Source organism: Armatimonadota bacterium, from assembly GCA_016223145.1.
Lineage (GTDB): Bacteria > Armatimonadota > Fimbriimonadia > Fimbriimonadales > Fimbriimonadaceae > Nitrosymbiomonas.
Genome location: JACRPN010000012.1, coordinates 1 through 14,258 on the forward strand (window position 1 = coordinate 1; position 14,258 = coordinate 14,258).

At 60.2% G+C, this 14,258-nt stretch carries 6 protein-coding genes; all 6 read left to right on the forward strand.

The window, feature by feature from the left end; translation table 11 throughout:
• Nucleotides 1-2,439 (forward strand): caspase family protein (locus HZC36_10270; protein MBI5707359.1); only part of this gene is annotated, 2,439 nt, incomplete at its 5' end.
• Nucleotides 2,436-4,577 (forward strand): caspase family protein, encoded by a 2,142-nt coding sequence (locus HZC36_10275; protein ID MBI5707360.1) that lies wholly within the window; start codon nt 2,436-2,438, stop codon nt 4,575-4,577. The genes HZC36_10270 and HZC36_10275, both read left to right, overlap by 4 nt.
• A gap of 4 nt (nt 4,578-4,581) precedes the next feature.
• Nucleotides 4,582-8,220 (forward strand): caspase family protein, encoded by a 3,639-nt coding sequence (locus HZC36_10280; protein ID MBI5707361.1) that lies wholly within the window; start codon nt 4,582-4,584, stop codon nt 8,218-8,220.
• Nucleotides 8,221-8,836: 616 nt separating this feature from the next.
• Nucleotides 8,837-9,484 (forward strand): RNA polymerase sigma factor, encoded by a 648-nt coding sequence (locus HZC36_10285; GenBank protein MBI5707362.1) that lies wholly within the window; start codon nt 8,837-8,839, stop codon nt 9,482-9,484.
• Nucleotides 9,481-12,744, forward strand: coding sequence for a tetratricopeptide repeat protein (locus HZC36_10290; GenBank protein MBI5707363.1), 3,264 nt, complete (start codon nt 9,481-9,483; stop codon nt 12,742-12,744). Before HZC36_10285 ends, HZC36_10290 begins: the two co-directional genes overlap by 4 nt.
• A gap of 136 nt (nt 12,745-12,880) precedes the next feature.
• Nucleotides 12,881-14,173 carry a PD40 domain-containing protein gene (locus HZC36_10295; protein MBI5707364.1) on the forward strand — a complete coding sequence of 431 codons (1,293 nt, stop codon included), beginning with the start codon at nt 12,881-12,883 and terminating at the stop codon, nt 14,171-14,173.
• Nucleotides 14,174-14,258 lie beyond the last annotated feature (85 nt).

Sequence of the window (14,258 nt, forward strand, 5' to 3'; positions counted from 1 at the left end):
GGTCATGCGTTTTCGGTAAGTTCCGCTGTTTATTCGGCTGACGGAAGGCGAATCCTGACTTCGGCCTGGGACCATACCGCCCGAGTCTGGGATGCCGGGACGGGCAGAGAGCTGATGAAGCTAGAGGGCCACTCCTGGGGCGTCCCTTCAGCTGTCTATTCGGCCGACGGAAGGCGAATCCTGACTTCGTCCTGGGACAAGACCGCCCGAGTCTGGGATGCAGGAACGGGCAGAGAGCTGATGAAGCTAGAGGGCCACTCCGACGATGTCAATTCCGCTGTCTATTCGGCTGACGGAAGGCGAATCCTAACTTCGTCCCGGGACAAGACCGCCCGAGTCTGGGATGCAGGAACGGGCAGAGAGCTGATGAAGCTAGAGGGCCACTCCGGGCGCGTCTTTTCCGCTGTCTATTCGGCCGACGGAAGGCGAATCCTAACATCGTCCTGGGACCATACCGCCCGAGTCTGGGATGCAGGAACGGGCAGAGAGCTGATGATGCTGGAGGGCCACTCCCACTTTGTCAGCTCCGCTGTCTATTCGGCCGACGGAAGGCGAATCCTGACTTCGTCCTGGGACCAGACCAGCCGCATTTGGGACTCAGTTACGGGTAAGCAACTCTGTTCCCTAATCTCCTTCACCGACGGCACCTGGGCCGTCGTGGACCCCGATGGCCGCTACGACGCCAGCAACGGAGGCGACATTCAGGGCCTTCATTGGGTGTATTCCGACCCCAAGAACCACATCCTCGAACCCATCGAGCTCAGCCAGTTCAAAGACCTCTACTACGATCCCGGTCTTCTGGCAAAGAAGCTAGGCTTCAGCCCAGAGAAGCCCCGGCAGGTGCCGGACATCAAGTCCGTTAAGCTCTTCCCAACGGCGAAAGCCACACTCAGTTCAAACCACCAAAGCGCCCACGTGGAGATCGCCGAGCAAGCCGGCGGAGGGATCGGCGCATACAAGGTCTTCCTGAACGGATCGCAGATCTTTGAAGGCAAGGCGCCGCCGGGAGTCAAGAAGCACACCCTCGACCTCGATCTCAGGCCCTATTCCAAGCGCCTTATCCCGAAGGACGACCTCGCCAAAGGCCAAAGCAACAAACTGGAGGTCTTCGCCTATAACGGCGCCAACTCGCTCTCCAGTCGAGGGGTCGAGGTAGAGGTCCCAGCTCCCGCAACCAAAGGCGGTCCCCCCAAGCTCTTTATCGTGGCTGCCGGGTGCTCGGACTATGAGGGTGAGGCCCTCGACCTCAAATACGCCGCCAAAGACGCCGTCGACTTCGCCAAAGCGCTCACGTTTGCCTCAACCAATCTTCTCGGCGCAGACCGCGTAGAGACCACGATCCTCGCCACCGGAAAGGCCGTCACCGGCTATGAGGAAGCCAGCAATGAGAACATTCGTTCATTGCTCACTGCCCTGAAGTCGAAGGCAAGCGCCACGGACACGGTCGTGCTCTACCTTTCGGGCCATGGCGTTGCCCGAGCCGGCGAGGACTCGGACTACTACTATCTGACCAAGGAATCGGGTCTTGCCAACCTCGACCGACCTGAAACCCGGTCCCAGCTTGCCATCTCGGGCAAGGAGCTCGCCGATTTGCTGGCTGCTATCCCCGCCAACAAGAAGGTCCTGATCCTGGACACCTGCGCGTCGGGCGCGGCCGCTCCCGACTTGACCAAAGGGCAGGATGTGGGATCGGACATCAAGCGCGCGTGGGAGCGGCTCAAGGACCATGCGGGCGTCTATGTCCTGGCGGGATGCGCTGCAAGCTCGGTCAGCTATGAGGCGACCAACGTGCGTCAAGGACTACTCACGTATAGCCTCCTGGAGCCTTTGAACAAAGTGGATCCCCAGGTGCTGAAACTCACGCCGGAGGGAAGCTACCAGCTCGAGGTTTTGCCATGGCTCAGCTACAGCGAGCAGCGCGTGGGAGAACTGATCCAACAGCTTCAGCTCAGCGGCAGCCAGAAACCGGAGCTCAAGCCGGCGGCGAGAGCCCAGTCGTTTCCGGTTGGGCAACTCTCAAAGTCGGACGCGGGGAAGATCACCTTGGAACAGCCCAAAAAGGTGGTCCTGATGCGGGACTTTGAGAATGCGGAACGCGAGGACCCCCTGAGGCTTTCTTTTGCCATGGATGAGGCCCTAACCAAAGCCAGCGCCGAAGGGGCCTACGGCATGATCTACTGGCCCACGGTCCGCGACCACCCGACCGCCCACGTCTTGCGAGGTGAGTATTTAGAAAAGGACGGGGTCGTCTCGCTCAAGGTGTTCGTGCAGGCCTATGTGACGGGTGCAGACGGCCAGAAGTCCCGCAAGACGGTGAAGGAGTTCAGCGTGGCCGGTTCAAAGGACAAGCTCGCCGAGCTATGCAAGACCGTACTTGCTCAGGCAGGAAAAGAGCTGTGGGCTCCGAATCCAACCGCATCCAAGGTGTCGCTTCGATGACGAAAACCTGCCTCTTGGCGGTTGCTGCCGCGATCACGGCCGGAGTGAGCCTGTTTGGCGGCTCCGCCGAAAATGCGCCCGTCGCAAACCGCTACGCGCTCCTCGTCGGGATCAGCGACTATTCCAAGGGCACGAACCCAAAGGACGGTTGGAGGAGCCTCAACACGGGTCCCGATCTGGTCCACCTAAGGCGCGTTCTGGAGGAGAGCTATGGGTTTCAAAACCTCCTGGTCCTCGAGAATTCGCAGGCGACTCAGGAGGAAATCAAGAAAGCGTTCCGGTCCCAACTGATCGAGAACGCGAAGAAGGCGGCTCCAGGCTCATCTTTTGTGTTCTATTACACCGGCCACGGGCACCAGGTCTGGAACCAGAAAGATGGAGAGCCGGGCCGTGACGCGGAGCCCGACGACAAGGATGAGTGCTTGGTGACCTGGGTGTCCGCTGCAGGTCAGAGCAAACCCGATGCCGAGCGCCTGAACGAGATGTACCTTCGCGACGACGATCTGAACGCGCTGCTTCGCGAACTCTCCGCCGCCACCGGTGGCAAAAGCAGCATCACTGTAATTCTGGACAGCTGTCATTCGGGCACGGGTGCCAAGGGATTCGCCGAGCAGAAGGGCAGAGCGTGGAGCGACGCATTCGATCCCCCAAGGCCACCGGAACTCGGTGCCGATCCTTCGGCCCACGGTCCCTTGGCCACGCCTCAAGGGTCGCAAGACGGCGAACAAAGCGGATGGAGCACGGAAGAGGGCCTCCCGAAAGGAGTCGTGTTCGTTTCCGGCTGTGAGAGCGGCCAGTTCTCCTACATGATGGACGACAAGGCTGAAGGCAGCGTCATGACCTACTTCCTCTGCCAAGCCCTTACGGAAGCGGCGATTCCGACTGCCGCAGCGTCAAATGCCCCGGCCTTGGACGAGGTGACTTACCGTTCGATCCACGAGTGGGTTCAGCCGAGGGTCACGGGCAAAATGCCTGCGCAATGGCCCCAGGTTGAGGGCCCGATCGACACGCCGATCTTCGGCGACGGGAAGCCCATCGCCTCCCGGCCCTATCTTTTGGCCACTAAGGCCACCGGGACCAACCCGATCACGCTGACGTTCGCATCGGGGAAGCTGCGAGGAGTGACCGAAGGTTCGACCTACACGCTTTTCAAGCCCGGCTCCAACGTTGATGCCCCTGCAAACCGCATCGCTGAAGTAAAGATCATCCCCGGGAGCGTAGGGATGTTCGAGTCCCAGGCTACGGTGGTCCGTTTCACTGGCCCACCACTGGAGGCGGCAAAGATGGTCAGCGCCAGGGCCATGCCCAAAGAAATTGCTCTGCCGTTGCGGCCCCTTGCCGTTTCGCTTGCCAAAAGCGACCCGAGGTTTGAGGCGATTGCCAACCTGCCTTTCGTTCGGGCAGAGACCACGGAAGGCAAAGGCGACGTCGCCTTGGCTTCCGTGGGCGGCAAAAAGGTCTGGCAGCGCTCGACTGGCATGACGCTGCTCGAGGATTCAGCAGATTTGGAAGCCATCACGGCTCGGCTGCTTGCCGAGTGGCGCTGGCAGGAGTTGACCCGGCTCGCATCTGGCCCCAATGCCCCAAGGGTCAAGGTACGGCTGGTGCGGGTGAAGCCGGGAATGCCCAGAGTCGAGACGGGTGAGGTCGTCGGCCCGGATCTCATTCTCCCAAGCAGTGCAGAGCCTGGGGGCGTCGAGACGCTCTTGGAGGGCGATGAAGCCTACGTGGTTTGCGAAAACCGCTCCTTCAAACCCCTTCATGTGGCGTTACTTTACTTGCTCGTCGATGGGAGCATTAGGGTGTATCCGGACCCTGCGCGCGGCGTGTTCGATATCCAGATCGAGGGCGATGGGAAGCCGCGCAGAATCGCATTCCTGCGTAACGCGGGGCACTACTTGACTCCAAACAAGGTGGACCGAGAGGTTTTCAAACTGATCGCGAGTGAGAAGTACATAGACCTCACTGGCGTTGCTTACGAAGCAAGCGAGCGCCCGAACACGAAGGGTGACAAGCACGGACTGCAGGACCTGCTTCTTGGCATCCGTGATGGCCGGTCGAAAGGTCCCGATGTGGAGTTCGATGCGGGAGCAAGCTTTGCCGTCTCGGATTTGACTCTGGTGACGAGGAGAAAATAGGGACTTGATACGAAGACATGTTCTGAAGATTGGTCTGGCCATTGCCGCGCTGTCGCCGCTCGGTGGCTCGCCGACAGCGGCGAAACAGACTGCACATCCCAAGCCAGAACAGGAACTGCGTCTCCTCGTTTCCGATATGCAGATTGTAATAGCCCTAGACGTGTCCCGGGACGGCAAGCGGGTGTTAACCGGGAGCACAGATTCTATCGTCAGGCTCTGGGACCTTGAATCCGAGAGCGAAGTGCTGAAGCTCGTTGGGCACACAGGCCAGGTGTGGTCGGTTGCCTTCGCATCGAATAAGACAATCGCCGTCACAGCGTGTGATGACGGGACCATCCGCAGATGGAGCTTAAAAACAGGCAAGGAGATCAGTAGGATCACGCTCAAGGGAGGCGCCGGCAAAGTCATCTCAGTGTCGCCGGATGGCAAGCGCTGCTTGGCAAATGGACTTCGCGGGACAGCCATTCTATGGGATCTTGAAACGGCCAAGGAACTAATGGTGCTTGATGTCCCCAATGATGCAGTGCACTCGGTCGCGCTCTCCCTGGATGGCACGAAGGCACTAACAGGCAGCGTTAGCGGTCCAGCCCACTTTTGGGACTTGAAGACTGGAGAGGAGCTCTTCAAACTCGATGGGCACAGGGGCCTATCCACGGTCGTCGCGTTCTCCCCGAACGGAAAACTGGCCCTAACCGGCAATTGGGACAAGACCGCATTGCTATGGGATCTGGTCGCGAAGAAGATCGTCTGGAGGCTCGCAGCACACACTCAGATGGTTACTTCGGTGTCCTTTTCCGATGACGGAACGAAGGTGCTGACAGGTTGTGCGGATGGAACTGCAAGAGTGTGGTCGGTCGCAACGGGCAAGGAGATCACCAGGTTTTCAACCAACAACAGGGGCGTTACCTGCGGGATGTTTTTGCCCGGCGGAACACAAGCTGCTACGGGCGGTTATGACAAGACAGTCCGAATCTGGTCGACCCAGACCGGAGCAGAGGTAAAGGCCTTGAGAGGCTACTGCGAGGGCGTGAGTTCCGTTGCCGTGGCAGATGGCGGCAAGCAAGTCGTAACGGGAGGCACCGAGGGCTACTTCCATCTTTGGGACTTCGGAGCCGGAATGGAACTGCCCAGACGCGGTTTGCGGGGTGAGGCAATCCCATCCATTGCCATTCTTCCCCAGGCCAGGCAAGTTCTTGCCGGCTATGCACGAGGTCCATCCAAGGTCTGGAACATAGACACTGGAGAGGTGATTCGAGAGCTGGCAGTCGGCGATCGCGGTGTCGTCAAGGTTGCTGTGTCACCGGACGGAACCAAGGCACTTACGGGTTATTGGGAAAAGTCCGTGGGCCTATGGGACCTCGCCTCAGGCAAGGAGTTGCTGAAGATCGACGGGCTCAAGTCGTGGGCCAGTGCAGTTGCGTTCTCTCCAGATGGAACGAAGGCCATTGTTGGGAGCCTCACGTCCGCTTACTTGATCGATCTTACGAATGGCGCCAAGGTTCAGACCCTAGATCAAGGCAGAAACCTTGTGCTCTCCTGCGTGTTCTTCCCCGATGGGAAGCGTGTCCTCATTAGTGGAAGCAGGGGAAGCTCTGTGATATGGGACCTCTCGACGGGAGCGACGAGCCATACCTTAAGCGCAAATCCTGACATCGTATTCTCCTCTGCAATCTCTCCCGATGGCGCCTTGGCATTAACAGGTGGACTGGATGGCGTCTTGCGTCTCTGGGATCTGGAGTCGGGGGGGCTGCGGCACCAGTTTCTTGGGCATACAGGACGCATCGATGCAGTTGCTTTCTCTAACGGGAGTAACTTCGCGGTCACCGTCAGTTCCGACAACTCCGCCCGACTCTGGGATCTCAGCACTGGCAAGCAGATCTGTGCTCTGTATTCCTTCGACGATGGCAATTGGGCGGTAATCGACCCTGAGGGCAGATTCGATTGCTCGGACGTTCAAAGCACAAAGGGCCTGCATTGGGTTTATGAAGACCAAGCGAAAGGGGTTCTGGAACCCATAGACTTAGCCCAGTTCGCGCCTTACTATCAAGAGCCCGGCCTGCTTCGGAAGATCTGGAAGGGCGAAAAGCTCGGACCAGTGCCGAAGATCGAGGACGTGTTGCTCTATCCCAAGGTCGAACAACTGAAAGTGGACAAGGGGATCGTGTCCTTCAGCCTAAAGGACCAGGGCGGCGGGATTGGGAAGAGCAGGGTTCTCGTCGATGGAATGGAGGTCAAGGAGTTTGGTCCGGGAGCAAAGCACACGTTCGACCTCTCCAAAGTGCTAGAGGGGAGGAAGGATGCCCGTGTCTCGGTCGTCACCTACGACGCAAAGAATTTCCTAGCCAGCCGTTCGGTCGAGGTGGAGTCCACAGTTCCAAAGGAGTCGGCACTTTCAAAGCCAGCAAAGATCGTCGCCGTGGTCGGAGGAATTGAGACCTATAGCTCGGAGAGACTCAAGCTCAACTACGCCGAGGACGACGCGATCGCCGTTGCGCAAACCCTCATAGCGCTTGCAGAAGGCCTGAAGGCGCCAATTAAGATCTCGCTGTTGTGCTCTGACCCTGCCGCCAAAGGTCTGCCAAAAGACAAAGTCACCGTCCTGGCCCCAAGCAAGGCGAACTTTGAGAAGGCGTTCTTGGATGCCGCAGCTGCGGCATCCGATCCCCTGGACCTGTACCTCGTATACCTTTCGGGCCATGCAACGGCTCTTGGCACCCCAGCGAAGTACTTGTATCTCACCCAGGAGGCACGAGGCGGGACGCCGGAGTATTTCTCCCAAAACTCCATCCAGAAGCAGCAGGCCATCTCAAGCGATGAACTGGTTTCTTGGATGGGGTCACGCAACCTCAGGGCTAAGAAGAGGGTGATCGTTCTGGACACTTGCGCCGCCGCCGCGGCAGAAGGCGTCGTCGTGGCCATGCGAAACGACGATCCCAGTCAAGCGCGAGCGATCAGCGCCTTTCAAAGCCGTACTGGAATGCACGCGATTCTCGGGTGTCCATCGGACCTTTTTAGCTATGAAGCGCCTGCCTATCGCCACGGGCTCCTGACCGCAAGCCTCCTCAAGGCAATTAAGAGCCAACCATTGGGCAACGACGCTTCGCCCGACGCCGTGCTCGTGGACCGTCTCTTTCAGTTTGCGCGGGATGAGACCCCAAGAATGGCTGCTCGGCTTGGCTCACGTCAATCGCCCTCCGTGATCGGCGGCGACAGCTTTCCGATCGGGTTCTTGAATGACGAACTGCGAAAACAGATTCCGGCAACCGACCCTTCGCCTGTGTTCGTTAGGCCGACACTCTTCAACCCGGACGAGGGCGGCGACACGATGAAGCTCTCGGATGCCCTTTCAGAAGCGCTGAACGAGATGGCCCTGGCCACGCGTGGACCAGGCAACGTAGCCCCGTTTGCAGTCTTCAGCGACCGATCCCAATTGCCCGATGCCTACAAGATCCAGGGCTCGTACACCGTTTCTGGAGACAGCGTTACCCTCAGGATTTCCCTGTGGCAAAACGACAAGAGGCTGGAACCCGTGCTGACCGAAATCAAGTCCATCAAGTCCGAGGCAGTTCGGGATGTGTTAAGCGCAGTGAAGGCCTGGATGGACCACCGTCGCGCTCCGGTGCTGAGCGCCGCGAAGCGCTGATCGCTTGGGATGGCGAAGCACTCTCTATTGAGAAAGCTGCACCAGGAATGTGTTGGGCCGGAGGCGCTCGACGATTGCCAATGGGAATTGGCGGAGAGAGAGGGATTCGAATTCCCCTCGTTGAACCTGCGAACCTGCAAGCCCTGCCTGATTCGAGGTTCCCAGGTTCCCAAGCATCCGGTAGATGAGCGTCGATGACAACAGGCTTTGACAACAGGCAAATCATCATTTAGATTCATTGCGCTTGCGACGAGAGATTGTGCATAGCAGAGCCTCACCGATTCCCGCAATGGGATGCGCAGTGTTGGAAACAGCCCCGCACGAAGCTCTGGAGGACGACTCCAGCACTGGGCAGAGCGACGGATGAAACGGACTACGATTCGCACCTGGCTCTGACCTGCGGAAGGAGACGCCGTGTCCCGTCGACCAACATCCACACTCTTCACTAAGTGAAAACACTGAGTTGTTCCGGGGGGTAACTCGCGCGAATGAGGTCTTATACTCGGTGAAGGCGAGCCGGACGCTTGCGATCCTAACGATCGTCACAAGTGAACAAGGCTATCAGCTGATTGATTCTGCTGGTTGCTTGTGGTCAAACGACCCCGGCGTCGAAGCTATGGCAATTGTTGAGGCGACGAAGCTGCCGCAGGCAGACGTGACCCGCGTGCATCGCATGGCACGCGGGGACGAGGAAGCGACGCGGGAGGTGATGGATGCGCACCTCGACCCGCTGTTCTGCTTCGTCCGGCGTCGAATCGGGGGCTCGGTCGAGGACGCGGAAGAGATCGCCCAGGACACGCTGCTGACCGCCTGCGAGATCGGACTCACCTACGACGGCTCGTGCTCGGTGACGACCTGGCTCTGCTCGCTCGCGAGGCTTCGCATCAGCGACTTCCTTTCGCGAGAGGGCCGCCAGAAGCGCATCCCCAAGGAGATGCTTGTGAGGATTGACGACGATTCGAGAAACGCTTTGCGCTTGGCTCAGGACCCGGACGCGAACCTGGAGCAAATCGTAGACCAGATGGACCGCGTCAAGATGGTCCAAGCGCTGCTCGACACGCTGACCCCCGAACAGCGCGAGGCGATGACTATGCGCTACGTGGAGGAGTTCTCCGTCGCCGAGATCGCGCGTATCATGGGCCGCTCGGAAAAGGCTGTCGAGCGCCTTCTCGAGCGCGCCAAGGAGAAACCCCGCAAAGAGATGCTGCGGTGGCTCGGCGAGGCTGAGTTCCGAGTGTTGTGCCTGAGTTTGTTGGCGATATGAACGTTCAAGACCTGAGACGCGCGTTTCTGGACCTGCTGGCCGACCTGCGGTCGGCGGGCAGGGGCGCGTCTCAGGGGGCGATCGGGGAGCTGTTCGACAAGAGACTGCCGGCCATGTTGTCGGCATTCGACGGGCACGGCGGGGAAACGGTCGCTCAGACGTCTCGCGACCGCATATTGATGACGGTGGTATCGACGACCAGGGCGCGCATCGAGCTTCACGGAGAGCCTTCCGCGTCGATGAACGGCCATGCCCACGGCATCCTCTGGCCTTGGCAGCCAGCGACACAGCCGCGTCCGGCAGCCCGACGATGGTCCTGGGGGCTGGGACTTGCCGGCGCGGCGGCGCTCCTGATGGTGGGCTGGATGTTGTACACGGCCCTCAACAAACCGGTGATCGTCAAGCAGGATGAGAAGTCCGGCACATCCGTTCCCATCCCCAAGGCACCCGAGAAACGCCCGGATGGCCCCATGGTCAAGGGCGGCACGCCTCCCGAGAAGAAGCTGGTGCCGAAGCCGGGTCCCAGGAAGCAAGATCAGCGGGTCGCCGTCACACAGCCGGAAGTCGGCAAGCTGGACTCGGTGATGGGCGAGCCTCTAGTCTACGCCCCCGGCAGCAAGAAGGGAATCACAGCCAGGCCCGGGATGAAGGTGGCGATGGGCTCGACCATCGAGACCGGGGACGCGGACAAGCTGGAACTGAAGTTCACGGACGGCACGGTGCTGCGGCTCGACTTCAACACCAAGATCGAGATTCCGAGGGCAGGAGGCGCCAAGGTCACTTCATCGCTTGTCAGACCGGACAGCATCACGCTTGCCGAAGGCCGCCTCTACGCCATGGTCACCCACCACGAGGACGGGGCGCACTTCAAGGTGGAGACTCCTGCCGCCACTGCCGAAGTGCTGGGCACGGAGTTCGGGCTGACGGTGGAAAGGCTAGCGAAGAAACAGGACGGCCCCGACTACAAGACCACCTTACAGGTCAAGCAGGGCAAAGTCAGATTCTTCAATGATCTCGGCGAGAGGACCGCGACCGACCTCACGGAGATTTGGGCCACTGAAGACTCCATGCCGACCGCGCCAAAACGAGTTTCCAGCGTTGGCACGATCAGGCTGTCGGGATCTCATGTCATTAGGGTAATGACCTCGCGCATGACCTATGGGGAGTCGTTCGAGTCGATGGCTGGATCGATTGGCACCGTTGGGTGGCAGATTTATGCCCTGGCCAACAGCAAGGTGGGTATTTCCAAGCGTGAACCAAAGGGCCCAGTTGGCAGCGTCGGACTACGCCCCACCGATCAGGTTTTCAGCGTAAACGGCCTGCCTGTAAGGGGCGACCTTGCCACCTGGCTCACCGTTGCCGAAAGAGCCGGAGGCACAGTGACTTTGGGTGTCCTGCGCGAGAATCGGGTCTTGGTACGTACGGTCCAGGTTCGCGCTGGGCACCCTGACGCCGATTCGAATGCGCGCGGCTACTCTACGGCGCTTAGGGCGGCCACGTTGCGGGCGCTCAAGGATAGAAACGAAGCGGGAAGGCAGGGGCTGGGCCTACTTGTAGACGAGTTCGCATCCGCTGCCGCAGCGAACAACCTCGGAGTGTCCCATGAGAGCTCGGACGATATGGCGCGGGCAATCCGCTATTATCGACTGGCGATTGATCGTAACCCGGCTTCTCCCCTCTTCCATGCGAACTTGGGTCGTGCGCTCTATAAGATTGGCAACCTCAGGCGAGCAACTGAGGAATTCGGGGAGGCTTCTGCCCTTGCCCCAGCCTGGCTCGAAGCGAAGAAGCAGTGGATCAAATGCCTCTACCTCACGAACCGAGCCTCGGAAGCGCTCGATGAGGTCCAGAAGCTACTTGATGCTTCCCCAAACTCCGCCGAGTTGCTCGCACTGAAGGGAGAGGTGCTCACAGTCTTGGGTGATCCCCAGCAGGGGATCGATGTGCTCACTCGGTCCGTTTCGATTGACCCATTTGATGCCCACGCATGGTTTGAGCTGGGTGAAGCCCACCACGACTTGAAGAACCTCGCAGAAGCCGAGACCGCTTTCAGAAGAGCAACCGAGATCGATCCGGCCGATGCGGGGCCCGAAAACAACTTGGGTGTCGTACTCATGCAGGCTGGAAAGCTCAAGGAGGCCGAAGCTCACCTTCGGAGAGCCGTCGCGATCTATCCCCGTTGGACCGTTGCGGTCAACAGTCTAGGAAGTCTGCTGTTTGATCTCCAGCGTTACCGAGAGGCGGAGGAGTGCTTCCGAACGGCTCTGGAGATTGAGCCTTCCAACATGCTAGTTCTCGGCAACCTTGGCAACGTGCTACGGCAGACAGGTCAGGTAAAGGAGGCGGAGAAGCTGCTGCGAGGAGCTATCGAGCGAAGCCCTGGCCACCCGGCCCCGTACGACATGCTCGGCCTACTTCTTTGGCAGACCGGGAGGCCGGCAGAAGCCGAAAGGTACGCGAGGGAAGCCTGTCGATTGGACTCCGGCAACGCGCTCGTCCACGTCCGGCTGGGCGTCATTCTTGGCGCGTTGGGCAAGGTTCAGGAACAAGAGCAAGCCCTCCAAGCCGCCGTTGCCGCCGAGCCTAACAACTTCTACGCGCATGACAACCTGGGAGCGCTTTTCTCGGGCATGGGACGCTGGGCCGAAGCAGAGAAGCACAGTCGAAAAGCAATCGAGCTGAACCCCAGGTTCCCTGGGGCATACAACAACTTGGCTTGGTCGCTTTGGATGCTGGGCCGATCCGAGGAAGCGATGGAGGCCTTTCGCAAGGCGATCGCGCACCCTCGCAGGGAAGCGCTCGCTTTCGTAGGCTTTGGAGACATCCTGCTTCGGTCAGGACATGGCGCCGAGTCGGTAGAAGTCCTTCGAAAGGGCACTCGGGCCTTCCCCAAGGACGCCCTGGTTCACGCGATTCTGGCGCTGACCATTGCTCTGACGTCCGGAGACCTCGATGAGGCGCTTCGGCTTGCGCAGGCGGCGACGGAGCTCGATCCGCTCCTGATGGAAGCACGGGCTATCCTCGGGACCGTCCACCTCCATCGCAATGAAGTGGCGAAGGCCGAGGAGCATCTGTCCGCTGCGCTTCGGGGAACGGCCTTCGGCAGGTCGGGGTTCTCTGCGATACGGTGGGCGGACCTCGGGCTCGTCTACGAGCGCGGCGGCAGAAATGATCTTGCGAAGGGAGCTTACGGGGAAGCTCTCCGACTCGATCGCAACGAGCAAAGAGCCGTAGAGGGCCTCAAGCGCCTCGGCGGATAGCCGTTCTGCCCAAGCTTCTTACCAGGATTCGTGCTTGTTGGTTCGGCGCGGGGGGAATCGCTCGAGAACGAAGTCTTCAAGGTCCGAGGCACCCAAAGGCTGGCCAGAGGGCCAAACCCGGAGGGAGAAGAAGACTATGAAGACCATCGTTCAACGACTCGCCGAATTCGGGCTCTGCGCCGCCCTGCTGGGCGCCGTGCTCGCCCTTGGCCCTGTCGCCGAAGCGCAGAAGGGCGGCACCAAGCCTCCGACGCCCACAGGTCTTACCGCAGCCGCCGGCCAGCTAAAGGTCACGCTCAGTTGGAACGTCAGTTCCGGCGCGACCAGCTACAAGGTCAAGCGCTCGACCGTATCGGGCAAGAATTTCGCCGTGATCGCGAGCCCGACGACCACGGGCTACATTGATTCCAACGTGGTCGGCGGCACGAAGTACTACTACGTGGTCTCCGCGGTCAACGCCTACGGTGAGAGCGCCAACTCGACCCAGGTCAGTGCGACGCCACAAGCCGCTGTGTTCGACCCTGCGATCGCGTTCAGTTCCGGCGGGTTCTTGAAGGCCATCAACGCGGACGGGCAGTGCCCGACGCTCCTTACCAGCTACACGGTCGGCCGGCCCGCCTTCTCGCCGAACGGCCAGAGGATCGCGTTCCTCGCCGGCTCTGGCGCCCCGCAAGGTATGGGCCTCTACGTCATGAACAAGGACGGTTCGGGCCTCTACAAGGTGCGCCCGATCAACCAGTTCTTCGTTTCGGGCGGCTACGCCTACAACGCTCAAGTGGATTGGGCGCTGATGCCCGACGGCGTCGAGCGGATCGCCTACACGGACGTCCAGCCCAACGACGGCGATTACTCGGTGATGCTCACCGATCTGGCAGGGACGGAACTCCGGGTGGTCGGGCCCTGCTCGTCCGTAAACGGCGCGTGTATGTCGCCTTCCTTTAGCGGCGATGGCTCGACGATCTTCTACACGACGATTTCGGGAGACAACAGCTTCTGGTCCGGCGACATCGTCGGCGTGCACTATTCGACGCTCGGCGGGCTCTTGATCGAGCAGAGCCGAACCAACTGCGTGTACGGCGTGGCTGTCAGCCCGTTCTTCTTGGAGTCCCAAGGAGGCGACCCCTGGCTGTTCGACAGCGTTTCGGCGTCGCGGACCGGTAACAAGCTCGTCGTCGAAGCCTCTCGCTCTTCGAGCCTGGTTTCAGACATTTTCGTGATCGACCTGGACGATCCGACATACCGTCTGCAGCTCACGAACTCGCCGACGGTTCAGGACGAGTTCCCCGCCTTCAGCCCTGATGGCTCGAAGGTGGCGTTCAGCACCGTGATCGGCAGCAGCCGGGTGATCGCGACGATCCCCGCAGCCGGAGGGACTGCCACGAGCCTCAGCTCGACGGGCAACCAGCCCGCCTGGAGACGACAACCGTAGCGAGGAGCGCGGCCAATCGAAGCGCGGGCCGGAAAGGGCCGGCCCGCGCTCTTTCTCAAACGAATTCACACAGCGAGAGGGACCT

Bases quoted from the DNA above. Each gene is read 5' to 3' on its own strand.
- HZC36_10285 (MBI5707362.1), top strand. From the start codon at position 8,837: ATGGCAATTGTTGAGGCGACGAAGCTGCCGCAGGCAGACGTGACCCGC.
- HZC36_10290 (MBI5707363.1), top strand. From the start codon at position 9,481: ATGAACGTTCAAGACCTGAGACGCGCGTTTCTGGACCTGCTGGCCGAC.
- HZC36_10295 (MBI5707364.1), top strand. From the start codon at position 12,881: ATGAAGACCATCGTTCAACGACTCGCCGAATTCGGGCTCTGCGCCGCC.
- HZC36_10275 (MBI5707360.1), top strand. From the start codon at position 2,436: ATGACGAAAACCTGCCTCTTGGCGGTTGCTGCCGCGATCACGGCCGGA.